The 21,125-nt window shown below is 46.7% G+C and carries 30 protein-coding genes and 1 pseudogene; 23 read left to right on the top strand and 8 right to left on the bottom strand.

From position 1 onward, the window contains the following. Nucleotides 1-44 precede the first annotated feature (44 nt). Genes WKT20_RS12375 through WKT20_RS12365 form a run of 3 tightly spaced genes read right to left on the bottom strand, consistent with a single transcriptional unit; the run spans nucleotide 45 to nucleotide 2,228 of the window. Entirely contained in the window at nucleotides 45-1,040 is a 996-nt protein-coding gene (locus tag WKT20_RS12375; protein ID WP_117671678.1) for a flavin reductase, read from the bottom strand. Between the two features lie 19 nt (nucleotides 1,041-1,059). After that, entirely contained in the window at nucleotides 1,060-1,980 is a 921-nt protein-coding gene (locus WKT20_RS12370) for an aldo/keto reductase (protein WP_340417450.1), read from the bottom strand. 32 nt (nucleotides 1,981-2,012) lie between these two features. Beyond that, nucleotides 2,013-2,228, bottom strand: coding sequence for a hypothetical protein (locus WKT20_RS12365; protein ID WP_118243677.1), 216 nt, complete (start codon nucleotides 2,226-2,228; stop codon nucleotides 2,013-2,015). 252 nt (nucleotides 2,229-2,480) lie between these two features. On the opposite strand from WKT20_RS12365, the gene WKT20_RS12360 reads away from it, so the two are divergent. Then, nucleotides 2,481-2,729: a hypothetical protein gene (locus WKT20_RS12360; RefSeq protein ID WP_008144947.1), complete on the top strand. Its 249-nt coding sequence runs from the start codon at nucleotides 2,481-2,483 to the stop codon at nucleotides 2,727-2,729. A 94-nt stretch (nucleotides 2,730-2,823) separates the two neighbouring features. Here WKT20_RS12360 and WKT20_RS12355 read toward each other — a convergent pair whose 3' ends face one another. Next, nucleotides 2,824-3,150, bottom strand: coding sequence for a hypothetical protein (locus tag WKT20_RS12355; protein ID WP_007896866.1), 327 nt, complete (start codon nucleotides 3,148-3,150; stop codon nucleotides 2,824-2,826). Between the two features lie 67 nt (nucleotides 3,151-3,217). On the opposite strand from WKT20_RS12355, the gene WKT20_RS12350 reads away from it, so the two are divergent. The 8 genes from WKT20_RS12350 to WKT20_RS12315 all read left to right on the top strand — a co-directional run bounded on the left by WKT20_RS12350 (nucleotide 3,218) and on the right by WKT20_RS12315 (nucleotide 7,357). Beyond that, entirely contained in the window at nucleotides 3,218-3,511 is a 294-nt protein-coding gene (locus WKT20_RS12350; protein WP_340417449.1) for a hypothetical protein, read from the top strand. 15 nt (nucleotides 3,512-3,526) lie between these two features. Further along, complete coding sequence (locus WKT20_RS12345) at nucleotides 3,527-3,703, top strand: ribonuclease P (protein ID WP_149918941.1); 177 nt, start codon at nucleotides 3,527-3,529, stop codon at nucleotides 3,701-3,703. Nucleotides 3,704-3,717: 14 nt separating this feature from the next. Next, nucleotides 3,718-4,047, top strand: coding sequence for a hypothetical protein (locus WKT20_RS12340; RefSeq protein WP_007896861.1), 330 nt, complete (start codon nucleotides 3,718-3,720; stop codon nucleotides 4,045-4,047). 11 nt (nucleotides 4,048-4,058) lie between these two features. Next, the gene (locus WKT20_RS12335; RefSeq protein WP_008144950.1) at nucleotides 4,059-4,316 is read left to right on the top strand and encodes a hypothetical protein; all 258 of its coding nucleotides are present in this window, start codon (nucleotides 4,059-4,061) and stop codon (nucleotides 4,314-4,316) included. 681 nt (nucleotides 4,317-4,997) lie between these two features. Then, on the top strand, nucleotides 4,998-5,381 hold the full coding sequence (locus WKT20_RS12330) for a single-stranded DNA-binding protein (protein WP_340417448.1): 384 nt from the start codon (nucleotides 4,998-5,000) through the stop codon (nucleotides 5,379-5,381). A gap of 397 nt (nucleotides 5,382-5,778) precedes the next feature. Then, nucleotides 5,779-6,093 carry a hypothetical protein gene (locus WKT20_RS12325; RefSeq protein ID WP_149918936.1) on the top strand — a complete coding sequence of 105 codons (315 nt, stop codon included), beginning with the start codon at nucleotides 5,779-5,781 and terminating at the stop codon, nucleotides 6,091-6,093. A gap of 56 nt (nucleotides 6,094-6,149) precedes the next feature. After that, the gene (locus tag WKT20_RS12320; RefSeq protein ID WP_149918934.1) at nucleotides 6,150-6,650 is read left to right on the top strand and encodes a DUF4313 domain-containing protein; all 501 of its coding nucleotides are present in this window, start codon (nucleotides 6,150-6,152) and stop codon (nucleotides 6,648-6,650) included. Between the two features lie 452 nt (nucleotides 6,651-7,102). Further along, nucleotides 7,103-7,357: an LPD11 domain-containing protein gene (locus tag WKT20_RS12315; protein ID WP_007896841.1), complete on the top strand. Its 255-nt coding sequence runs from the start codon at nucleotides 7,103-7,105 to the stop codon at nucleotides 7,355-7,357. 84 nt (nucleotides 7,358-7,441) lie between these two features. Here WKT20_RS12315 and WKT20_RS12310 read toward each other — a convergent pair whose 3' ends face one another. Together WKT20_RS12310 and WKT20_RS12305 are read right to left on the bottom strand one after the other, a co-directional pair. Continuing rightward, a complete protein-coding gene (locus WKT20_RS12310) occupies nucleotides 7,442-7,750 on the bottom strand; it encodes an HU family DNA-binding protein (protein ID WP_262884060.1) in 309 nt (102 codons plus the stop codon). A gap of 228 nt (nucleotides 7,751-7,978) precedes the next feature. Continuing rightward, the gene (locus WKT20_RS12305; RefSeq protein WP_320906102.1) at nucleotides 7,979-8,623 is read right to left on the bottom strand and encodes a recombinase family protein; all 645 of its coding nucleotides are present in this window, start codon (nucleotides 8,621-8,623) and stop codon (nucleotides 7,979-7,981) included. A 237-nt stretch (nucleotides 8,624-8,860) separates the two neighbouring features. On the opposite strand from WKT20_RS12305, the gene WKT20_RS12300 reads away from it, so the two are divergent. From WKT20_RS12300 to WKT20_RS12270, 7 genes are all read left to right on the top strand, one after another. Then, nucleotides 8,861-9,910 carry a hypothetical protein gene (locus WKT20_RS12300; protein ID WP_340417447.1) on the top strand — a complete coding sequence of 350 codons (1,050 nt, stop codon included), beginning with the start codon at nucleotides 8,861-8,863 and terminating at the stop codon, nucleotides 9,908-9,910. Between the two features lie 13 nt (nucleotides 9,911-9,923). Next, nucleotides 9,924-10,370 carry a hypothetical protein gene (locus tag WKT20_RS12295; RefSeq protein WP_340417446.1) on the top strand — a complete coding sequence of 149 codons (447 nt, stop codon included), beginning with the start codon at nucleotides 9,924-9,926 and terminating at the stop codon, nucleotides 10,368-10,370. A 10-nt stretch (nucleotides 10,371-10,380) separates the two neighbouring features. Continuing rightward, nucleotides 10,381-10,776, top strand: a complete 396-nt coding sequence (locus WKT20_RS12290; protein ID WP_340417445.1) for a hypothetical protein — start codon at nucleotides 10,381-10,383, stop codon at nucleotides 10,774-10,776. After that, nucleotides 10,773-11,330 carry a hypothetical protein gene (locus WKT20_RS12285; RefSeq protein WP_340417444.1) on the top strand — a complete coding sequence of 186 codons (558 nt, stop codon included), beginning with the start codon at nucleotides 10,773-10,775 and terminating at the stop codon, nucleotides 11,328-11,330. Before WKT20_RS12290 ends, WKT20_RS12285 begins: the two co-directional genes overlap by 4 nt. Before the next feature lie 24 nt (nucleotides 11,331-11,354). Then, nucleotides 11,355-12,215, top strand: a complete 861-nt coding sequence (locus WKT20_RS12280) for a MarR family transcriptional regulator (protein WP_340417443.1) — start codon at nucleotides 11,355-11,357, stop codon at nucleotides 12,213-12,215. A gap of 204 nt (nucleotides 12,216-12,419) precedes the next feature. Further along, on the top strand, nucleotides 12,420-13,877 hold the full coding sequence (gene mobV / locus WKT20_RS12275; protein ID WP_340417442.1) for a MobV family relaxase: 1,458 nt from the start codon (nucleotides 12,420-12,422) through the stop codon (nucleotides 13,875-13,877). A gap of 52 nt (nucleotides 13,878-13,929) precedes the next feature. Then, on the top strand, nucleotides 13,930-15,366 hold the full coding sequence (locus WKT20_RS12270) for an OmpA family protein (protein ID WP_227559686.1): 1,437 nt from the start codon (nucleotides 13,930-13,932) through the stop codon (nucleotides 15,364-15,366). A 297-nt stretch (nucleotides 15,367-15,663) separates the two neighbouring features. Here the strand turns inward: WKT20_RS12270 and WKT20_RS12265 are convergent, their stop codons facing one another. After that, nucleotides 15,664-15,840: a histone H1 gene (locus WKT20_RS12265; protein WP_007903436.1), complete on the bottom strand. Its 177-nt coding sequence runs from the start codon at nucleotides 15,838-15,840 to the stop codon at nucleotides 15,664-15,666. A gap of 230 nt (nucleotides 15,841-16,070) precedes the next feature. Here WKT20_RS12265 and WKT20_RS18330 point away from each other — a divergent pair, with 230 nt between their 5' ends. The 7 genes and pseudogenes from WKT20_RS18330 to WKT20_RS12235 all read left to right on the top strand — a co-directional run. Next, a complete protein-coding gene (locus WKT20_RS18330; RefSeq protein WP_227559687.1) occupies nucleotides 16,071-16,262 on the top strand; it encodes a hypothetical protein in 192 nt (63 codons plus the stop codon). A 4-nt stretch (nucleotides 16,263-16,266) separates the two neighbouring features. Beyond that, entirely contained in the window at nucleotides 16,267-16,848 is a 582-nt protein-coding gene (locus WKT20_RS12260) for a DUF1281 family ferredoxin-like fold protein (protein ID WP_227559688.1), read from the top strand. A gap of 523 nt (nucleotides 16,849-17,371) precedes the next feature. Further along, nucleotides 17,372-17,854: a hypothetical protein gene (locus WKT20_RS12255; protein ID WP_007903441.1), complete on the top strand. Its 483-nt coding sequence runs from the start codon at nucleotides 17,372-17,374 to the stop codon at nucleotides 17,852-17,854. A gap of 400 nt (nucleotides 17,855-18,254) precedes the next feature. After that, entirely contained in the window at nucleotides 18,255-18,608 is a 354-nt protein-coding gene (locus WKT20_RS12250; protein ID WP_340417441.1) for a hypothetical protein, read from the top strand. Beyond that, entirely contained in the window at nucleotides 18,605-18,799 is a 195-nt protein-coding gene (locus tag WKT20_RS12245; RefSeq protein ID WP_149918911.1) for a hypothetical protein, read from the top strand. The genes WKT20_RS12250 and WKT20_RS12245 overlap by 4 nt, the downstream gene beginning before the upstream one ends. Before the next feature lie 3 nt (nucleotides 18,800-18,802). Continuing rightward, complete coding sequence (locus tag WKT20_RS12240; protein ID WP_340417440.1) at nucleotides 18,803-19,087, top strand: hypothetical protein; 285 nt, start codon at nucleotides 18,803-18,805, stop codon at nucleotides 19,085-19,087. A 13-nt stretch (nucleotides 19,088-19,100) separates the two neighbouring features. Next, nucleotides 19,101-19,469, top strand: a pseudogene (locus WKT20_RS12235) (hypothetical protein); the annotation flags it as partial. Between the two features lie 53 nt (nucleotides 19,470-19,522). Here the strand turns inward: WKT20_RS12235 and WKT20_RS12230 are convergent. Beyond that, the coding region (locus tag WKT20_RS12230; protein ID WP_340417439.1) for a zincin-like metallopeptidase domain-containing protein at nucleotides 19,523-21,125 on the bottom strand (1,603 nt) is incomplete at its 5' end.

Here is a 21,125-nt window from a genome sequence, read left to right as displayed (position 1 = left end):
ATGGATTTGTGAGGAGATTCTGTATTATAACGATTCAATCGCTTCTATTGAATGAAATTATTTACCTGACTCTGCGGATTAAGAGGAGTCTGATCCGATAAGACCAACGTTTTAATCATGTGCTTTGTTCCTTGTTTATATTTCTGAAAATGCTCCGACGCAATATGTGATTTATAAGCCTGCTCACTTGCATAGGTTTCAAGAATCGTAACCTTACACGGATTTTCCTTTTCGGCAACGGCATACATGGTCAATACCCCCGGTTCAGTACGTAATGAAATCTCACCCACTTCCACCGCATATTGCATATATTCCTTTATAAACTCCGGATACACTTCTATTTTCGATAACCTCACAATACCATCGGGCGACATCGGAAGTTTGGCACACATGCCGGGCTTTTTGTCTAAGTTCAAACACTTGCCGATTATTTCTCCCGTAGCAAGATACGAGTACGTCGGAAACTCAAACAACACAGGTTTCAATCGGGTATAATCCAGTTTCCCATCTTGACCGAGCACTTCTGGAGCTGCATAGGTATTAGCTATGGAACAAATAAAATTGTCAAATCCCTCGGTTTCATAAATATCCACCACATCACATTCCATGGTTAATGGTGATTTGTCAATAACCGGAGTACCATTCTCTCCAAAATGATAGTCAAACACCGTCGATTTATCCACCGAATTTCCACTTACACTTCCCACATAATCAGCCGCAGGCAACATTTCACGGCTCACAAGGTTTACAGACAATTTCTTTGACCTCCTTATTCCCTGATTGGTATAATGATGTTTACTCATACTCAGAAGAATACGGTCATGCCCAATAATTCCAGTATGTCCCACTACAAGCCAGTTTACTTTTTCATTGACTACCGCCCCAACCACCGTCATCGGTTTGGGATAAAGCGCCAGTACCGAACCTAAATTTTTCTTTTCCATATCCGTTTCATTTTGCAATATCACACTTTCTTCATTCCTCGTGCTACAGGAGCACACAAGGAACAACAAACATACATACTGAATAAATTTTAGCATAGCATTCTTATTATTTCTGTTACTTATCAATCTGACTCTCGGTAAACGGGTCTGCACGATGCCCCATAAGGTCTATTTGTGGATACTCCTTGTCAAATTCCTCCATCTCGTAAGCCGTAAGCCGCACATGAGCTGCTCCCAGGAAATCATCGAGGTGGTTCGGATTCGTTGTGCTGGGGATGGGAGCAATCCATGACTTACGCGAAAGCATCCACACCAAGGCAAACTGGGCAGGAGTAATGTTCTTTCGCTCTGCCCATTTACGCACAAGTGACACAAGCGGCATATTATGTTTCAAGGCTTCAGGAGTGAATTGTGGCAATGTAGCCCGCCGGTCGGGTTTCTCAAAACGACTTTCTTCATGAATCACTCCCGTAAGAAAGGCCCGTCCCAACGGACAATAAGGTACAAAACCGATTCCCAGTTCTTCCAGCGTAGGGAATATTTTGGTCTCCGGTTCGCGCCACCAGATGGCATACTCGCTCTGTACGGCCGAAAGCGGACAAACGGCATGCGCCCGACGAATAGAACGCGCACTGGCTTCCGACAATCCCCAGTGCAAGACTTTTCCTTCCTGCATCAGCTTCTTTACCGTGTCTGCCACCTCCTCCATCGGCACCTTCGGGTCTACACGGTGCTGATAAAGTAAGTCTATGTGATCCGTATGCAAGCGTCGCAATGAACCTTCCACTGCCCGACGAATATGGTCAGGACGGCTATTCAAGGCCGTAGGCTGTTTCTCTTCCACCCCGAAACCAAACTTCGTACCGATTTTTACTTTATTACGAAAAGCAGCAAGTGCCTCGCCTACCCACTCTTCACTGGTGTAAGGGCCATACACCTCTGCCGTATCGAAAAAAGTAACTCCCTGATCATAAGCCCGACGAATCAAGGCAATCATATCCTTCTTTTCATACCGTCCACCATAGTAGCCTACCATGGGAAAAATCTCTTCTATCCATAATCTGATTTTTACGAGCCACTACGGCTCAACAACCCTCGTAATATTTCCATTTCGTTATCCGTCAGGCGGAAAGGGAAGCTTTCCTTTTCAGACGCGGAAACCTCGGCTTCCTGCACTAAAAAACATTGCATCACTCTTTCCGTAGTCGTGCGATAACGGTCTGCCATGAAGCAAACCACTTCATCCTCGTATAAATTGGCGGGAATGTCCATTGCTTTATCCATCTTTCTTGTTTTCTTGATACGGCAAAATTACCCCGACACGGGCAGAAGACCGTAACAATACCACGGAAGGTCGTACCGTTTTTACGGATTTTACCTGCTCACGTGCGGCCAATTGGCTGAGATAATGTATTTTTGTGAAGGGACATCCCGACGAAAACAAAAGAATGGTTATGAGCAAGATTTTGAAAATAATATTACATAGCTAAAATTTACATATCTAACACACTAATATATAATGCTTTACAAAACTACATGATTGAATTAAGAAACAAATTAGAAACAAAAAGTGAATTTTATCCATTTTCCTGTTTTTTCTTTTGCACTCTGTTTCTTTGCTTGCAGTTGCTTGCCTTTGGAGTGAAAATTCAAGCTGCTCTATTTGATTTTTGTTCCTTGGGTTTACAAATCAGATTAAGGCTTGCACTGATGTTTTTTTTGCAGCCAAAAGAGAAAAGTGCAAGCCCGTCATCCTCTAAAGTTGCATCACTTCTACAAATCTAATTCTTTTTATGCAGGCAGCCAAATATGACTGCCTATATTTAGTTTAATTTAGTTTAGCATATATATAAGGCTAACAAACCAAACTAAACTGGATTTACAGCTCACTTCCCGACCATCCTTCCTTTTCCCATTTTACTCTCTGGAAGGTCTCCCTTGTCTTTCTCTTTTGGCTGCAAACCCTTTTTACATTCCCATCACACCCTTTGCACGCAATCATCTCCCATGTTTCTCCCGGCATTTCGCATACTAACTTCCGGTCTGGCTGATGAAAATTGTGTCGCAAAGGTACTTGCCATGCCTTTCTTGTATGCAAGGTCATTGCCTGATGGTTTACGACAAAATCTCCACACTCGGCTTCGCTGAGGTAGTATTTGGTCTGAAAACCTTGCATAAAGAGCCATGCCACCTTTTGTGGCGACATAATTTATCAAGCCCGAAAGTAGATGAAATGCTACAGAAGGGAATATAAGAACTTAAAATTTAGGATTATGGCGAACTATGCAACAAACATCTTCTACGCAAGAACAGAGTGTTCAAAAGACCTTGATACGATAGAGGCGTTTCTGGACAGAACATTCAACGGCTATATCAATCGTCAGAACGATTGCATTGATGCGGAATTTTCCTCACGTTGGGAATACCCCGAAGAAGAAATCAGCAAATTGATAGCATCCCTGGCAAACAAGAACAAAGTCTATATCAAGATTCTGTCCTATGAGTTTGATAGTGATTATGTCAGCTTCAGGATATTCTCACAAGGCAAGTGGAACGTTAAGTTATAACCTTCAAATCATACGATTATGTTTTACGAGGAAGACAGCGAAATTATCGGGTTGTCCTGCACGTTGCTTACTCCCTACAGAGGGTACACAGAAGGCACCATTGTCGGAGATTATGGCAACACAGTCATTGTCCGTCTCACCAGCGGCAAAGAAATAGAAGAATACAGAGATGAAGTGATTATCAATGATTAAACAAGACAACAGCAATGAAACAGATAGCAAGTAAATTCGTACAGTGGGATGTCCCCGAATTGGAGAAGCTGAAAGACAGCAAGGTTTACAAGTTACGGGAACGTCTTGATAATGGCGGCAAATTGAGCCGTTCCGAAAAGAACTGGCTTACACGAAGCCTGCAAGAGTGCTGCCACTTCAAATGTGGCATAGCCTTGATGGGGTATTGTTTTGACTTTTCGGATGTCCTCAAACGCTATTTCGTAAAGCAATACGGACATGTCGCCGAATACTATGCAGTTGACAAGACTTCATTGCGTTCCGTTCTGTATGGGCGCATTGAGGACATTATAGAAGTACCATAAATATCGAAAACATGAAAGTGACGATTGAACACAGCTTTTGCCCTTATTCCGAGGAGGTGACCGACCTCTATTTCCGAATCATCAATACAATTCTCTTTTCTACCGATGAAGCAGAGCTGCGTGAAAGTATGAGACAGTTGGAAGAGAAGACTCCTCTTCATGAGTATTTTACCTATGGATATGGTGCCCATCACCTTTGGGTTTGTCAAAGACGTCCGAGTGACAAGACTCTGGTCTTCAAGCACCGTATCATGTTGGTTGAGTTTTAATCAGCCAACAGATATTGGCTACCGGCTGGAATGGAACTACCCATTTCAGCCTTGCCGCCCTTCCTTTTATAATTTCTCTTTTGGCTGCGCCGTTTCCTTTTTTACAGCCGTCCATTCATGTGAAAAGCATCCCGCTTTTCTGTCTGATCCGGTTTCTGCCTTTCCCTATGGCCATTTTTTCACTCCCTCTTTTTCTGGCGGATACAGCAGCCACCCTCAGCTGTGTGTTCTGTCCTTGCTCCATTCGGATTGGAATGACCCTCTTCGACAGTATACTTTGAATGAATGCCGTTCTGTTTTTGCTTCCTCGACAAGCGACATTGGAAAAGTCCGGTCTCTCCGTTTTTTTTGTGGCTGTCCGGGAAGGTGCTTCAATTCCTGCACCAGAGAGTGGACACGAGCTTTTGCCTGCTGTTCCCTCCATTTGGTTCTCATTTTTCATCATTGCTTTTCCAACGAAGCCATCATCATTTTCCCGTTGCAAAGATAGTGTGCAGTCAGGAACGCCTTAGCAGTCTTGACCAATGGCGTAGCCGCTTCAATCTTCCTTTATCAGGCCTTTGGTTTTGTCTTCGCCAAAAATAAAGCGTATTGATGCGCTATCCTTGGTGCATCCTTTATCTGCATCTACTTTTTACCGCAGCGTAAAAATAATTTAATAACTTCTAAAAGCAATTCGATATGAAAAAGATTGAGAACACTTTCGCAGTAACAGGATTCATTGGCAAAGATGCAGAAATCCATCAGTTCACCAGTGCCAGCGTAGCACGTTTCTCTTTGGCTGTAAGCCGACTGGAGAAAAACGGAGAGGAATCCAACCGCATTTCCGCCTTCATGAATATCGAGGCATGGCGTAAGAACGAGAACACCGATTCCTTCGACATGCTGACCAAAGGTACCATGCTTACCGTCGAGGGTTATTTCAAACCAGAAGAATGGATTGACAAGGACGGTACGAGACACAACCGCATCGTGACCGTGGCTGTCAAGTTTTATCCGCCTGTTGAAAAAGAGGAGGAAGCTCCTAAAAAACAGGCAAAACCTGTGAAGAAAGGCAAGAAATGATTCCGGCCTTACAGACAAAGCGACCTTCGGGTCGCTTTATTTTTGTTCATGGACGGCTTCAGCCATTCCGCCCTTTTATAGCTTTTCCCCTGCATGTACTTCCGTACCATTATAATGTCATGTCGCTCCTTTGTGTTTTTACTGCTTTTCGGGGTTCCATTCCGCAAGCCTGTTATTTTTCTCTGCAAAGTTTGATTGCCGTTTTCCGGTCCTGTCAAGGAACCGCTTTGCTGGCTGTCGGAAAATCTTCCTCTCCGTGCTTGCGAGCGTATTTTCCACATCCTCCTTGCCCGGACCGACCGCCAATTTCGTGAGCAGAAAAAATAATCAACCTTCCGGTACAGAAACTACCAGAGGGAAAACAAACAAAATTCATCAACTTTAAAATTGTAGTGATATGACATTCAGAGAATTTATGGCAGAAAACGGCTACACGTTACAGACAACCTTTTGGAGTGATTTTTCGATAGCAGACCGCTTCGGACTTCCAGCAGTCCAAGACACTTTCAACCGCGCATTTGCAGAGTGGAAAAAGAACTACAAGTACCTCACGGAACTTATTTTAGTGCTCAACCACAAAATCTGGCAGCACTACAAGGCAGACCCGGAAATGGCAAAGCTCTACAACAGCCTTTGGATGCAAGCCGACCAATACGCCATCGAGAATCTGAAAGGCAGCGAGCTGGAATATTATTATGAGGTGACGGACTGATGCCGTCATTACAGATAAAGCAGATAGTTCAATCAGTTAAGCTCAATAAAATAGATATGGATATTACATTTGCAATCGTCCGTGCAGAAAATGCGGACTATCTTTGCCACCATGCCAACGGCATCTATGTGGATGTCAGCAATCCAATGAGAACTTTTGTTGCCGGAGAAGATAAGTTCCGGCTTATTGAACCGGACCGCTCGTTGGAACGGAAGGAGTACAGGTTCAGAGGACAGAACTGCTATCTTGTACCTCGTTTTTATGCCAACGGGTGGTTGGCTCTTCTGTTGCAGAGTGTGGAGGATGAAAGTGAGTATATCGTCCTTTCTGTCAATTTGGAGGAAATGAATGCCCTTGGATTGCCCGACCGGACATTTATTGACGTGAACCATTATCCGGATGCCATGGCGTTTTTGAGTGCGAACGGGTTGGCAACGGATTCCGGTTACAAACGCAGGAGCGGCTTTGTGGAGTATCCGATGGTAATGCTGAATCTTGCATTGATTTACCAGCATTTCCCGAAGACATTCCAAGAAGCTGACATTGATTGTTTCTGAACAGCTGTTCCAGGCATGGATTGCTGATTGGTTTTAACGATACCGTACCGCCTTTTTCGGCACGGTATCGTTTTTTCATGCCCGATTGTCTGGCGACACCAGACTTTTATATATTGCCCTTTTCCCTCTTATAGCGGCAAGATTGCCGGTCCCTTTTTATCATTTGCAATGGCGGACAGGCTCTGATTGCATCCCGACATTTCGCTCGGGAATGTTTTCTTGTGCAAAGGTACGTCGAAAGAATGCTCTGCAAGTACCACTGTCGCTACCCGAAGTGAAATTTGACGTAACCTTCCGCAATCAAAGATTCCGGTATTCATAAAATTTCATTCCGGGTTTCTTGCTTTGCATTCCTGCTTCGCCGTATGATGGGCACCAAAAAGCGACCCTTGCGATGAAGTCGGTAAATTTCAAAGCAGGGCAAATGAAACACTTTAAAAAAATAGAATCAAATGACAGTAGATGAAGTATTACAGCACGATTTGAAGTTTCGGTACATGCTACTCGGACGCCTACAGGCAGATTGCGAATATTATCTTGGTTTCGGCAACAGAAATCCCAACCGTTTGTGGGCTGGTGATGAAGAAAGGCAACTGGAGTACATGACCAGGCTCTATGACAGTTTCACCGAGGAGGAAAAACCACAATGGCTGACAAGGGAACAGATTCTGAAGTATGATACCGCCATGAGGAATATACCGGAATAAAAACAAATGTCGCACCTGCTCCAAAGACAGAGCGATGCGGCAATCATCTTTCTAATCAATTATATCAGTTATGAAGATTCAGTGCTATTTAGCCTCGATGCCCCCTTTTACTATGTCACGAAAAGTCTTGGCAGGCTTGAAGGCAGGAACCGAATGGGCAGGGATGATGACAGTCGTGTTGCTTGAAATGTTACGTCCCGTTTTCTGTGCTTTGCGTTTGATAATAAAACTGCCGAACCCTCGCAGAAAAACCTCTTCTCCTGCAATCATCGAATTTTTCACGCTTTTCATAAACGCTTCCACTACGGCTGTTACCGTGTTCTTTTCTATACCGGTCTGCTTTGCTATCCGGTCAACAATCTCTGCCTTTGTCATGGTCTGATTAAAATGAATGATAAAATTATACACTTACCTTCCGGCTTAACGGTCACGCCGGTAGTCGCTCTGGCTGAATCCGCCGAATATACCCTTCAGGATCTTGCCGACTACCCAAAAAACTACGAATAATACAATCAGTTCTCCCATAAGTCTTCTATTTTATATAGTTGTAATTAAATCTAAAGATACAAAATAATCTCTGAACTACAAAATAATACGGAGTGAAATTTATCCGGATTTACATCATGCGTTTTCTTCTCCGCCACCATCCTCTTCCGTCTTTTTCCTGACACGCGGACCGCTGGTCTGGCCTCGGTCGAGCTTTACACCATATTTGTTGAGTATGCGCCATATTGAGCTTTTGCTGCTGAAGCCGCTGGCAGCCCAGATGTCATCGAACGAATGGCCGTTGGTGTACATGTCCACGATTTTCTTATCCCGTTCGGCTTTAGGCAGTACTTTCGGGGCTGCCGGTGCCTTGATGCTTTGGCGCAGCCTTTCCACATGGGCAGAGTACCTGCGCAATGCCGCAATCTCCTCCGGAAACGCACCGATTATCCACAGCACGTCAGCGGCTGTCGTGGAAGGAAACAGTTCACCTCGGGTATCCACCTTGTCGTGGATGGATATGATACGTACTATCTTGATCCGGCACAGTTCAATGAATGCGGACAGTTCTCTCAGTCCGCGTGTGGCATTGCTGAACTTGACCACGACAAGTTCGTCACCTCTTTCAAGATTTGCCATAAGCTGTTTCCACATCGGACGCAGCGTTTCGTGTTCGACCGTTTCTTCTACAATCTGTACACATCCGTATTGCTGCATCCATTCTCTTTCCGTGTCAAAACTTTCATTGTTTTCCCTGAATATGTAACCGACTTTTGCCATTTGATTATACATTGTTTTGATAACAAGTGCAAATATAATACTTTCCTTTAAATCCAAAATTATATTGTGGAAAAATAATCGTTTAAACGGATGGAAATCCTCTTTTTCTTTCACTTGTTTTCATTGATAATCATATCGTTAATATGATTATGAAAAAATCACTAATTCTGACATCGAAAGAATATTATCACGATTTTTATATATAGATTTGCACTGTTTTAATATGAAATAACAAATATGAAAAGTGTGAAATCATACTGTAAAAGAGTCTGCCTGTTGACCGGAGTATGTGCCGCTTCACTGACCATTTGCGGATTGTCATCATGCGGTGACGGAAGCGGCAAGCCTTTGTCGGAAGTGGCAGAAGACCCTGCCGGAACCTACCGGAAGTATCTGTCCGATATACGAAGCCAAAAAAGTGCTTCTTTCAAGGAACTGACCCTTTACGTCCGCCAATGGCAGAAACTGAAGGATTCCGTCTTTTTTCATCTCCGCAAGGACTCGCTCATACGGGAACATCCCGACACACGTTCGGCATGTGTCCGCCTGCACGATTCAATCCGCAACGAGTTCTCACGGCTGGTTCTTTCGAAGCCGCGTACCTATCAGGAACTCCTGTCCTTCAAAAATCAGTTTTCCTCCTATGCCCGTGATACGGAACTGCTGGATGACGTACAGAAAATCCGCCCTTTCTTCCGTTCGTTGGATGACCAGCCGGCACATAAAGGAAACCGGACCCAGGTCCTTTCCGCTTACCGTTCGCTGTTGGCACGCACCAATCGTGACGGCATACATAGCACCAAAGAGCTGAGAGCCTTTATCACAAAGGAGGATGCCGTATTCCGTGCCTTCCTTGTACACCTGCATGAACTGAACGGTGAAGGTCTGACAGATGTCACCCGCAACACCGAGCAATGCTGCTCTCAGATACTCCTTGCTGCCGAGCGAAAGGAAATCACCTACCGGGAGGCCATGCTTTATCTGGCCCTTCGTACCAACCGCCGGCAGATACAGAACATGCAGACCTGCATGGATGACGTCCGCAACAAGAGGGTCAAGACACCCGTACAGGCACATGCCTATATATGGATGCTCGTGCAGTCCTATTCTTCACTGGATGCTTTTTCCATGGCGTTGCTTTCCGGGGATGAGCGGAAACAGCTTGACAGGATGGCGGCCCAGACCCCTGCGGTATTCAAAAGCCTGAGCCGGATTCTGCAATCGGAAGGCACACGCCTGTCTGAACTTCCCGGAATGCTGATGGAAATTTTCATACACACGCTATAACAATACCATGAATATGTTACGACATTTTTTTGACGACTTTATGACGTTCGTCCCGCTTCAGCTGCCACAGCTGCTGGATGTGACCATCATGGAAGAGCCGCAGTTCTACGGCGACTATGCTCTGCTGACCTTTCCATTGCGAGATTCCTATGACCTGGAAGAGGTCATGGATATGTTTGAGGACGACATGGAGCTGATAACGCTCTACCACCATATTCCATCGCATACGGTCAAGCTCGGTCACAGTACCTGTGCATATTCCAATCCTGCTTTCGGCCAGATGTTCAAGATGAACTGCCAGACCGGTGCAGATGGCAAGGTTGACACCATCCTTGTCACCATCTATGATTCGCTGGAGCAGATGTATGGCGAATTGTGTCTTGACCTGGATCTACATTCCAAGGGAGGTGTGTTCAAATACAAGAAGGACAAGGAAGATGTCCTGCTGAATTTCCTATGACCATAGCCTCATGAGGAATACGTTATATCGACAGATGGTCTATTGGATAAGGGAGTATCGTACATGGATAGAGGTCGTTGATGACAATACCTATAAGGAGTACGCACTGCCAAGGAACGGCCATATTGACTACATCGTTTCCCGGACATTGGTACTGCGGGCTTACAAGGACAAAGGCCCGTACACCAAGGGCATGACCTGGACAATCCCGGAGTATGCACTGGACAAGGCATTGGCCACCTACCGCAAGCAGGAGCATGTGTTCAGGCAGCGCATCAAGAAGGCTGCGATGTATCTCTCACCACGGGATGCCGAGGCCATCATCCTGCTGGCTTCCCACAACATTGTCCGTCTGGAGCTGGTGATACTGCCCATTCAAGCACGCGAAAAACCCTATTACTTATGATTTGGAACATCTTACAACTCATTTTCTGTGCCATACTGTTTGCAGTGCCCATGGCATTGTACAAGAGGAACCGCACTTTTATGGCAAGGTTCTATAACGCCATGGTATACCGTGAAAAGGCCCGTAGGCTCTATGTGCAGATCCTTTTGATCCTGCTTTTGCTTTTTCACTATGTCTATGCCTGCGGACATGTCGGCGAGTTCGGTATCCTGTTATCGACCGCAGTCTGTGCCGCTATCTATTCGTTCAGGCGGACGGACCGTTGGCTGAGACGTTTGCCCGGCAGGACATCCTCGTTTGTTGCTCTGGCAACGACTGTACTGGTCATCGGCTTTGTACCGCATCTGTACACACTGGCAGTTACCGTCGCCTTTCTTCTTTTGGCTGCCCTGTTCTATCCCTCCGATCGGGTAATGACCGAATCCGGGGATTTAGACCGGATTACCGGATGGATGCAACATCCAGCACTGCTGGCCGAAAGCTATCATGATTATCATCACGCAAGGTTGCCGCAGGATGCGGACAGCGGCAACACTGATATATCCGCGCAATAATAACCATTCAAAAACAGATTGAAAATGAAAACCAGACAAAGAATAACTGTCCCGATACTGGCAGACAGAGAGGTGTTTGACTACCTCAAGGAGAAAGTGGGTGAACGGAAAACGAAAACAGAAGCCTATTGTGATTTGCTGGACAAGGCTCTGGCCGGTTTTGTTTCCCCCTTTTTAAGAAATCAGGAGTTTGAACTCCATCCCAACCAGTGTCATGTGACGGTTTCAGACCTTTCAGTGGAATGGCATTGGCACAGGGCTACCGTCCGTTCTTTCCTCGATGCACTGGAGGGGTTCGGCCTGCTGAGCCGTATCCGTCTTTCCAAAAGCGTCATCATTACCATGAACGTACAGAACGGCAGTTCCGTGGAGTCTTGTTCCGGACAGCAGGTGCCGGAGTTTGCCGACCTAATGCATGAGGTATTGTCCGATTGGATAACTGGCAAAACCGATACGGATGAAACCGGCATTCGATGTGGACAGCTCATCCGCCAGGCCATGGACGGGACTGCCATGCAGGACAACCTTTCGTGTCCGGACAGTGTCACCCATATAGGTTCGGCAACCGGAGGTAACAGCCGGGCGGTGGAAATCAGCCAGGCTGCTCAGGAGTGCATCGCACTGGCCGCCCTGCAACGTGCTCTGCGGAAGTCGAGATTCGATGATGTTTCAGGAGCCATGGACTACTTCCATCTCGAACTCTACGGTGACTGGTCTGGGCTGCTCGCTACTGCCAACGAACTTTCAGGACTTCTCTTTGACGAAAGCAGGGCAAATGATGTCGGGCATGAGGAAGACCGCATAGAAGGCTTAAAAGCCCTTATAAAGCCTTTTCTTGCGCTTGCGGCAAAGGCTCAGGAGAAGTCGTACCAGACCGGAGATTAGAAACCGAATGTATAACTGCGAACAATCCGTTTCCTTTCCCGTTCTGGAGTGCTGCCGGTTATAGGAGGCATCCGGGCTTGCCCGTCTGCCACGAACTAAGGGACGGGGGAGCCTAATACCCCTGATGACTGACGTCACAGGGAGGGTGTCCGTACAAGCAGCAAGCTGGGACACGAAGGACTGTTCAGATAAACCAAAAACAATATGATGAATCCCAAACAGGTGCTGGATGTGCAGGTATCAAAAGGCATTACTGCCGCCCAGAGCAACGAGCATCTGCGCGACCGCAGCGAACGGGCGGAAAAATATGCCATGACCAAAGGCAACTACGACCCCACACGCAAACACTTGAATTTTGAAGTCGTGCCCGGCGGGAAAATACGTCCCGTTGACACGAGCCGCAATATTCCGGAACGGATGGCGGACATATTGAGATTCCGCGGAATCAAAGATCCCAATGAGGGATTGCCCGAACCGAAATACCGTACGGTGGTGAACATCATTTTCGGCGGATCCAGAGAGCGCATGCAGGAACTTGCCTTTGGCAGTCAGAAGGTGGATTACGAAAAAGATGCGGACAATAGCCATATCCAGCGGAAGGCTGACATTGAACGCTGGGCAAAGGATGTCTATTCATTTGTAAGTGGCAGATACGGTGAACAGAATATCGCTGCCTTCATTGTACATCTGGACGAAATCAATCCCCATGTACATTGCACGCTTCTGCCAATCAAGGACGGCCGCTTTGCGTACAAGGAGATATTTGCCGGAAAGGACAAGTTTGAATACAGTGCGCGAATGAAACAGCTCCATTCGGACTTTTTCTCGGAGGTCAATACCAAGTGGGGCATGTCGAGGGGAACAAGCATATCCGAGACAGGTGCCCGGCACAGGAGTACCGAGGAATATCGCCGCATGCTGTCCGAAGAGTGTACGTCGATTGAGGAGAATATCAAACGCCATCAACAGGTGCTGGGAGAACTCCAAACGGACATCTGCCTGGCAGAACGCCGGGTAAAGGGACTTACAACCATGGTCGCTAACCTGGAGGTGCAGAAAGCAGAAAAGGAATCCCTGTTATCGGCAGCCGAGCTCGACTTGAAGGAGAACAAGGGCAATGCGGCAGAATTGGCTTCCCAAATAAAGATGCTGGAGAAAGAGCTGCAGGGCATTTCCAGACAACTGGCAGATAAACAGGAGAAATTGCAGACAGCTGACCGACAACTCATCAGTCTGAAGGAGAATATGGATGCCATTGCAGAGCGTACAGAAACGCTCAAAGAGGAAGCCTACCATTATTCACAGGATGTTCACTCCAAGGTGGACACCCTGCTCAAAGATGTTCTTCTGGAGAACATGGTCAGTGAATACCGCAGCGCATCGGTACAGATGGGTGAATCGGAACGGCAACTGTTGGACGGTTCACTGATGCAATCCATTGCCGAACGTGGCACGGAGGTCATGCACTGTGCAACGATGCTGTTTCTCGGTATGGTGGACGATGCCACTACGTTTGCCGAATCACATGGTGGCGGCGGTGGCGGAAGTGACCTCAGATGGGGTCGTGACGAAGACGAGGATAACCGTGCCTGGGCTCTGCGCTGTATGAGAATGGCGAGCCGCATGATGCGTCCTGCCATCGGCAAGAAACCCAAACGCTAAGTGGCACCGATCTGAAATCAATCAAATGTATAATGAATTAAATTATTGGAATATGACGAAACATCTTATTTTCATCTTCACCTTGCTCTGCTCGTTGCAATTGCATGCTGGTGTACAACTCATACGGAAAGACACTGTACAATACGCTGTCCGGTACGAATCCATGGAGCTGCTTCAACCACTCCGTCCTGTCTATCTTGACGGAGTCGTACTTCCGATGTCGCGGAGCGGCAACTGGTTTGTCAGCATCGCAGGTGGAGCAACCGCTTTCCTCGGTACACCACTTGGTTGCGAAGACATTTTCGGAAGATTGAAACCGTCCTACAGTTTTGCTGCCGGCAAGTGGTTTACACCTTCGGTAGGTGCAAGGATAAACTACAGCGGATTGCAATTCAAGGACGGAGCATTGTCCACTCAAAAGTATCATCACATCCATGCAGACTTGTTGTGGAATGTCCTTGGTCACAGATATGCCCGGCAGGAACAAGTACGTTGGGGGCTTGTACCTTTTGTTGGTGCCGGCCTGCTGCATCATGCTGCCAACGGGCATAATCCGTTTGCAATTTCTTATGGTGTGCAGGGGCAATACCGCATTTCAAAAAGAGTGAGTGCAGTTTTGGAGTTGTCCAATACGACCACCTTTCAGGACTTCGACGGGTATGGAAGAGCGAACCGTCTGGGCGATCACATGCTTTCATTGACTGCTGGATTCACATTCCACCTTGGCAAAGTGGGTTGGAAACGGGTCGTGGATGTGATGCCTTATATCCGTCGCAACGAGCAGTTGGCTGACTATGCCAACTACCTGACAGAGGAGAACAGACGTTATGCAGGACGACATGACTGGGACAGACGGACACTTGCCGAGTTGGAGAAAATTCTGGAAATCGAAGGACTGCTTGATAAATACAGTCATCTTTTCGAGGACGACGTGGACGGAGCTAAATTCCCTGTGAACAATTACAGCGGACTGAACTCGTTGCGTGCAAGGCTGAAGCACAGATATTGGGACGGTACGTCACCTCTTAATTCTGCAGCCATCCTATCCGGAAGTGGAAATCAGATTCTACAAAGCACATCTACAGGAAACCGGAATGACTTTGCAATGGATTCCACACTTTGTGCTTATACCGGGGGCAAGTGTATCGGAGCACCCATCTATTTCTTTTTTGCGCTCAATTCCGCACGACTGACAGATGCGTCCCAAGCTCTCAATCTGGACGAACTGGCTCGTGTAGCAAAGAAATACAATTTGTCTGTAAGAGTGACCGGAGCTGCTGACAGCATGACCGGCACATCCGACATCAACCAATCCTTGAGTGTGTCAAGAGCCGGCTTTATCGTCTCGGAACTGGAACGCCGTGGCATTCCGATCCATCGGATAGCTCAGATTTACCGGGGTGGAATTTCGGACCATACGCCTGCAGAAGCCAATCGGCATACGAAAGTTGAACTGTATATTTCAGAAGTGACAGAGACATCGGAATAACTGATGTCGAAGTTCAATCATTAAAAGAGTGTTCAATCGAGCACTCTTTTATATTTAGGACAGATGTATCTCTAATACGGACAGCAAGGAAAGCGAATTTCCGCACGAGTTGACAAATTCGATACTACCCGCCTTACTTGTTGCCCGTCTTCAAGGGGGGTGTAATATAGATGCAAGGAAACATCTGGTTTAGCATATCATTTTTTCTCCAGGGCTTATTGGGAAAATAATCAATAAAGCCTCCCCGCAAGAACAAAGAGGCTCTATTCAGATACGGCTTACGTCACAAAACTGAATTTATTTTGAAGATGCTTCCAGCGATTCCTTTCTGAATTGCTTGAGAAGCTTTTCAAGTTCAAGCGATGCCTTACGGGCACGGGTGCCTGCTGTCTTGTTTCCTTTCTCTATCTGGAGACCGGCATCTTTGGAGAATTGAGCGAATAACTCACTGATTTGTGCAACTGTCTTTTCCATTGTTTCCTGTTTTATGTTATACAATATCCGGCAAATATAGCGAATTTTATTTCTACTAAAATAAATTACGTCGTAATTTCTTCACTTGTAACACGATATATCATTCTTTTTCTTTTCTATAGCTCTTTCGTGCCGTTCCTTTATTTCATCTTCAAGACTCCTTGCCGGTGAGATTTTCCCATGCAAAGGTACAGCAGCCGCTCAGTTATCAAGTACCGCCATGCTAACGGATGCTTGAATTGAAACGGCAGCCTTCCGCAAATCAAAGATTTGGGTATTCCGTTAAATTCCAGCCCGTTTACTTGCTTTTCCTATCCCTGCCTGCTGTTGGAATCGCATGTAAAATCCATCCCGAAAAGAAGTCGGTAAGACTTCAAGAAAAGGGAAATATAAAACAGTGTCTAACAACAATTAAATCTTAGAATTATGCCAAATTGGTGCAGCACAGCGTATGTTATAGAGGGCAACGTAAAAGAAGTCAAAAGCCTCTATGAGTTGATGAAAGGATTGCAGGAACGGAAAGAACCGTCCGTTGAAAATGGCTTCGGAATCTCATGGTTGGGATGCCTTGTAGATGGATTGGGCGGTGATTGGAACAAGACCTACTGCCGTGGTGACTGGAGCAATCTTGAAATGAACGGAGACAATCTTCAGTTTACAACGGAAACGGCATGGTCACCTTGCAACGAAGTCTTTGACCTTGTTTGTGAGAAATTCCCGTCACTCCATTATTATTATCAGGCAGAAGAGCCGGGATGTGTTTTCTATCAGACCAACGACAGCGAAGGAACATATTTTCCCGACAGATACCTCGTTGACTTGTGTACCGCTGATGACAAGTATTATTTCGAGTACTTTCAAGACACAAAGACCCTGTTCGACTGGCTTGGAGAGATAGCAGGCAAACCCATCCAGTCCATGGAGGATGCCGAAACGCTGGGTGAGGAATGGGAAAAGGAAAATTCGGATGCCTATTGCTATATCAATGAATTTACGGTAGTGAATTGAAAATGCTTATAGGATACAATCCTATTGAAACCCCATGGCTGGTACTGAACCATGTTCAATGCCGGCTACGGGGTTTTTCAGTTAAAAGCAGGTTGACTACATGTATGAATATGAGTACAACCCGAGAAATGCTGTTTTATGCCAGTAAGCCCCTTTATACCTATTTTTCCAGACAGCTTTTAGAAAGACTTCCTTTTTTACTTTCTGTTTTCTTTCCCTTTTATCGGCTACGCTGCGTTTTCCACGTTTCTCGCTCCGGTGCTCCTTGTCGGTGTGATTTTCCCATGCAAAGGTACAGCGTCTGTCCGGTCGTCAAGTACCGCTGTGTGCTAAGCTGTTCAAGAATTGAACGGCAACCTTCCGCAAATCACAGATTTGGGTATTCCGCTAAATTCCTGACCGTTTACTTGCCTTTTACCGTCCTGTCCTTGCTGTTGGAACCGCATGTAAAATCTATCCCGAAAAGGAGGCCGAAAGGCTCTATCAGAGGGAAGAAAAAAGTTTAACATTAAAATTTATCGTTATGCACAGCAGTATTTTTCAGATTTCAACCAAGCCTATCAGCAAGGAAAATTACATCACCGAAGAAACGTTCATTGGCGGAGATTTCAGTTTTTATGACTATTGCGCAAATATGGGCGAAGAAGAGCGCAAGGAGGCAATATCTAATCTGGTGACATACTTACTGCCCAAAGAAATGTTTGAGCAGACATCCGAAGATACCATCCTCTATAAAGGCGGTGTGGAGCAGTGGAAAGCCGAATTTGTTGCCAATGTACGCAAGAAAGCGGAAGCCATTACCATCGAGAACATGCTGGAATGGGGACCGGTCTATGCCATTGAAAAGGCTTTGACAAATCCGTTGGACACCGATTATCATTTCTATCTGAATGATGATTGCACCAACACCTATGCCGAGACATCCCTTTCCTTTGTGAAGTTTGTCTGCGGACTCGAACCCGGAACGACGTTCTATGTCGGAGGTGTGGTAGATTACCATTATTGACGTATTCGCAGCTTTTGATTGTCCACCCGTCTCACCGGCGGGTGGATTCCTTGTCGGGCAGCCTGTTCCTTTTATACTTACACGCTCTACCGCTTGCCTTCCTTTTCTATTCGTATTTCTTCCGGTTCTAAGGAAATTATCCATTTCTGCAGACCGACCACGCCATGAGGATTGTTTCGGGTGCAAAGGTACGGCGGATGAACATCGGTCAAGCACCGCTGCCGCTTCCTGAAAGGAAATTTGACAAAACTTTCCGCAATCAAAGATTACGGCATTTCATAAAATTTCATTCCCGGCTGCTTGCCCATAGTTCTTGTTTCCACCGTTTGGACCGCACATGAAACAATCCCTTGGGCGAAGTCGGAAGGCTTCAAGAAGAGGGAAATAAAAATTTACCGATATGACAGCAATTCAACAAATTACCGCAGTAGCCGCCAGTTTGGGCTGGGAAGTGAAGACTGACATCCAAAAGAAAAAACGGGTGGAGTTTGAGTTTCAGCGTTATACGAAGATGGGGCAGGATTTCTTTTTCACGGTCGGCATGAAAGACAACGATACCGGCAGCCTTATCAGCGAAATAGAGGATTATTACGAGGGCTTTGACCCTGACTATGAAGCCTATCTGTGGATAGGTACGGACGGCCACGGCAGAAACGGTGCGCCTTACCATATCAAGGACATTGTCAGCGATATGGAGGATGCCGAAGCTATGATAAAGACCTTGTATGAAACATTAAAAACCACCCTCCAATGAAAACCAAGACACTCTATAAGCGAGATGCGCAAAGAATAGACATCAGCCGTTTTCCGAACTTCCACCGCACGGGAAGCATATTCGGAATGAAAAAGCTTTATTACGGCAAGAATGCCCTGCTGGTACGTTGCGGCAGTTGGATTTACAACGTGTCAAGTGAACCCGAAATTTATTATAACATAGCACATTGACAGATGAGAAAAGTTAAGACAAAAGATTATCAAAACTGGAAAGACATCATGACACTAAAGATGCTTTGCTGCAATATCGTTGCGGGTCGTTTCAACTGGCGGAAATACTGTACGCCAAAGTCGTATTTCGTTCAGGAAATATGCGTCACGCCGCTGCATTGCTCCTACGGACAGATAGGTTACACCGTCTATTTTCCCTATTCCAATATGCCGGAAGTGGAATACGACTGGGAAATGAATCAGTTGACCATTGACCATGAGAATTGGGAAAGCTATTTACACAATTAAAACAGCAGAGAATATGACACAGAAATTTTACACCAGGTGGCAGGCTGCGACCCTTGCGGATGCTGGCTGCTCCGTTTCCCAGGAATACCGCCGGTTTCAGACGGCTCTTATCCATGAACTCACCAGGTACGCAACCGCTTCCGGGGCTAAAGTGGTTTCCAGTTTGAAAGGTCATTATGATACCTCCTGTTTCATCGAACGTAACGGCAGGTTTGTATATATCAGTCATTCATCCACATTCTCCCGAACGGGCAGAGGCGTGAAAATCGAGCTGGACAGCTTTCTGATACGCACAGCTTCACATGCCAAAGACTACACCGGCGGCAGTAACCGATATTGCAAACTGGAGGAGCTGCCGGTCATGATAGACCGGCTTCTGGACCGGCAAGATACAAACAAGCGGAGCCGGCTGACTCCGCTTGTCCATTTTTGTTTCTACCGGCGCATTCCGCCCTGATACTCCACTTCCTGCTCTTTCTCCTGGTATTCCTCCATTTCGTTCAGCTTCTCGTTCACGTTCTGGAGGTTGGCATCCAGTGTCTCGTTGTGGTCATAAGGGAACGTGTGCCGGGCAGCCAGTCCCGCATTGGTGACATGTCCGACATCGAGGCTGTCGGATTCCCTGTTGTATTCGAGATACAGCATCTCTCCGTTTGGCATCTCGAATGCAGGAATCTTCTGCTGTGCCATGGCTGCAAACCGTTCGGCTGTCATATCCTTGGCCACCTCCCTGACGTCGTTGCTGGCACGGTCAATGCCGTAGCGCGTGATGTGGTTCCGTACTTCCTGTTCCGAACATTTCAGCATCACCTCATAGGTTCCGCCCACACTTCCGTTATACACTACAGCAAAGTCCTTGTCCTCAATCAGCAGGTCGTCACCCCGGTTCTGGAGAGGCGATGCATAGGTATCTTTCTCATCCATGCCGTTGCCGTCGTAATACTCCTTGGCAAGCGTCAGCAGCCCCTCATAATCCCCTTTGTTCCTGAAGGCATCTAGCCGTGCCGTATCATAGCCGGACTGGAGATAGGCCACGGAAGAGTAGAACATCTTCTCTTTCGGTGCGGTTTTCTGTTCTTCACCGACCTGTTGTTCCAGTTCCTGCGCAATCTTGTCCACTTTTTGCGTAATCAGTGAGGTAGCCTTTTTCACATCCAGCAGTGTCGTCTTGATGAACTGCGGTGATTCCTTCAGCGCGTCAAGCCAGCTTTTCAGGTAGGCACAGCTGTCTTCCTTGATATGTTTGACCATTCCGTAACGTTGGGCTGTCAAGGCACTTCCCAGTTCGGCCACCAGTTCCTCGCGGGCGTATTCCTCCGAACCGAAAGAAGTCGGCTTTATCCGGTCGAGTACGCCTTCCGCACCGGTCGAATGTGTCATCTCATGGAACAGCGTTCCGTAGAATGCCTCTCCGGTTTCGAACTGACGCTTTTCCGGTATGACGATTTCATTCTTCGAAATGGAATAGTAGGCACTGTCCTGGTACTGCGGCCTGATTGGACATATCCAAAGGTTATCCTTAATCATCGCATCGACCGGGGCAAAGCTGAACTGTTCTCCCGTTTCCTGCTTCGGCTGCATATATTCCGTTTCGAGTTTTTGCCACAACTCCGGCCTTGCTTCCTGCAGGTTGGTCTGTGCCACGTTGAAGACGCGGAACACCTGCATCTTCGGATAGACATTGTATTCCTTCTTCTCATTTTCGGACAGTTTCTTGTAGTCGTCATACTTGATTTTTTCCTTCGTCTCCTTGTGAATGCAGGTGAAGGTGGTCAGCATGACCGGAAACGATTTTTCTCCGCGCAAGACGGAAACCCGTGGCAGTTCCTGACCGTCCTTGCCGGGCTTGTTGAGCCGTTGCACGCAGTCGAACGTGCAGAAGCGCGGAATCTTGTAACCCTCTTTCTCACAGTGCATCAGCAGCATGAAGGCATTCATGCCGTTGTATTCGCGTCCCGAAAGGTTACGGGGCCATGGCAGCGTGCCTTCGGTAAACCAGGGCTTCTTCCAGTCCTGACGGATGCTCTCGATTTTTTCA

The sequence above is a fragment of the Phocaeicola sp. ICN-14070 genome (assembly GCF_037892625.1).
Taxonomy (GTDB): Bacteria; Bacteroidota; Bacteroidia; order Bacteroidales; family Bacteroidaceae; genus Phocaeicola; species Phocaeicola plebeius.
The sequence above is the reverse complement of the archived record's forward strand: the minus strand, read 5'-3'. Positions and strand labels throughout refer to the sequence as shown.

What these genes read in the sequence shown, in the direction of transcription:
- WKT20_RS12375 (WP_117671678.1), bottom strand. Translation starts at nt 1,040, where the DNA reads ATGCTAAAATTTATTCAGTATGTATGTTTGTTGTTCCTTGTGTGCTCC.
- WKT20_RS12325 (WP_149918936.1), top strand. Translation starts at nt 5,779, where the DNA reads ATGACATTCAGAGAATTTATGGCAGAAAACGGCTACACGTTACAGACA.
- WKT20_RS12260 (WP_227559688.1), top strand. Translation starts at nt 16,267, where the DNA reads ATGCCAAATTGGTGCAGCACAGCGTATGTTATAGAGGGCAACGTAAAA.
- WKT20_RS12240 (WP_340417440.1), top strand. Translation starts at nt 18,803, where the DNA reads ATGAGAAAAGTTAAGACAAAAGATTATCAAAACTGGAAAGACATCATG.
- WKT20_RS12355 (WP_007896866.1), bottom strand. Translation starts at nt 3,150, where the DNA reads ATGTCGCCACAAAAGGTGGCATGGCTCTTTATGCAAGGTTTTCAGACC.
- WKT20_RS12295 (WP_340417446.1), top strand. Translation starts at nt 9,924, where the DNA reads ATGTTACGACATTTTTTTGACGACTTTATGACGTTCGTCCCGCTTCAG.
- WKT20_RS12245 (WP_149918911.1), top strand. Translation starts at nt 18,605, where the DNA reads ATGAAAACCAAGACACTCTATAAGCGAGATGCGCAAAGAATAGACATC.
- WKT20_RS12320 (WP_149918934.1), top strand. Translation starts at nt 6,150, where the DNA reads ATGGATATTACATTTGCAATCGTCCGTGCAGAAAATGCGGACTATCTT.
- WKT20_RS12330 (WP_340417448.1), top strand. Translation starts at nt 4,998, where the DNA reads ATGAAAAAGATTGAGAACACTTTCGCAGTAACAGGATTCATTGGCAAA.
- WKT20_RS12285 (WP_340417444.1), top strand. Translation starts at nt 10,773, where the DNA reads ATGATTTGGAACATCTTACAACTCATTTTCTGTGCCATACTGTTTGCA.
- mobV (WP_340417442.1), top strand. Translation starts at nt 12,420, where the DNA reads ATGATGAATCCCAAACAGGTGCTGGATGTGCAGGTATCAAAAGGCATT.
- WKT20_RS12350 (WP_340417449.1), top strand. Translation starts at nt 3,218, where the DNA reads ATGGCGAACTATGCAACAAACATCTTCTACGCAAGAACAGAGTGTTCA.
- WKT20_RS12250 (WP_340417441.1), top strand. Translation starts at nt 18,255, where the DNA reads ATGACAGCAATTCAACAAATTACCGCAGTAGCCGCCAGTTTGGGCTGG.
- WKT20_RS12265 (WP_007903436.1), bottom strand. Translation starts at nt 15,840, where the DNA reads ATGGAAAAGACAGTTGCACAAATCAGTGAGTTATTCGCTCAATTCTCC.
- WKT20_RS12280 (WP_340417443.1), top strand. Translation starts at nt 11,355, where the DNA reads ATGAAAACCAGACAAAGAATAACTGTCCCGATACTGGCAGACAGAGAG.
- WKT20_RS12335 (WP_008144950.1), top strand. Translation starts at nt 4,059, where the DNA reads ATGAAAGTGACGATTGAACACAGCTTTTGCCCTTATTCCGAGGAGGTG.
- WKT20_RS12315 (WP_007896841.1), top strand. Translation starts at nt 7,103, where the DNA reads ATGACAGTAGATGAAGTATTACAGCACGATTTGAAGTTTCGGTACATG.
- WKT20_RS18330 (WP_227559687.1), top strand. Translation starts at nt 16,071, where the DNA reads ATGCTTGAATTGAAACGGCAGCCTTCCGCAAATCAAAGATTTGGGTAT.
- WKT20_RS12365 (WP_118243677.1), bottom strand. Translation starts at nt 2,228, where the DNA reads ATGGATAAAGCAATGGACATTCCCGCCAATTTATACGAGGATGAAGTG.
- WKT20_RS12255 (WP_007903441.1), top strand. Translation starts at nt 17,372, where the DNA reads ATGCACAGCAGTATTTTTCAGATTTCAACCAAGCCTATCAGCAAGGAA.
- WKT20_RS12340 (WP_007896861.1), top strand. Translation starts at nt 3,718, where the DNA reads ATGAAACAGATAGCAAGTAAATTCGTACAGTGGGATGTCCCCGAATTG.
- WKT20_RS12300 (WP_340417447.1), top strand. Translation starts at nt 8,861, where the DNA reads ATGAAAAGTGTGAAATCATACTGTAAAAGAGTCTGCCTGTTGACCGGA.
- WKT20_RS12305 (WP_320906102.1), bottom strand. Translation starts at nt 8,623, where the DNA reads ATGGCAAAAGTCGGTTACATATTCAGGGAAAACAATGAAAGTTTTGAC.
- WKT20_RS12290 (WP_340417445.1), top strand. Translation starts at nt 10,381, where the DNA reads ATGAGGAATACGTTATATCGACAGATGGTCTATTGGATAAGGGAGTAT.
- WKT20_RS12370 (WP_340417450.1), bottom strand. Translation starts at nt 1,980, where the DNA reads ATGGTAGGCTACTATGGTGGACGGTATGAAAAGAAGGATATGATTGCC.
- WKT20_RS12270 (WP_227559686.1), top strand. Translation starts at nt 13,930, where the DNA reads ATGACGAAACATCTTATTTTCATCTTCACCTTGCTCTGCTCGTTGCAA.
- WKT20_RS12360 (WP_008144947.1), top strand. Translation starts at nt 2,481, where the DNA reads ATGATTGAATTAAGAAACAAATTAGAAACAAAAAGTGAATTTTATCCA.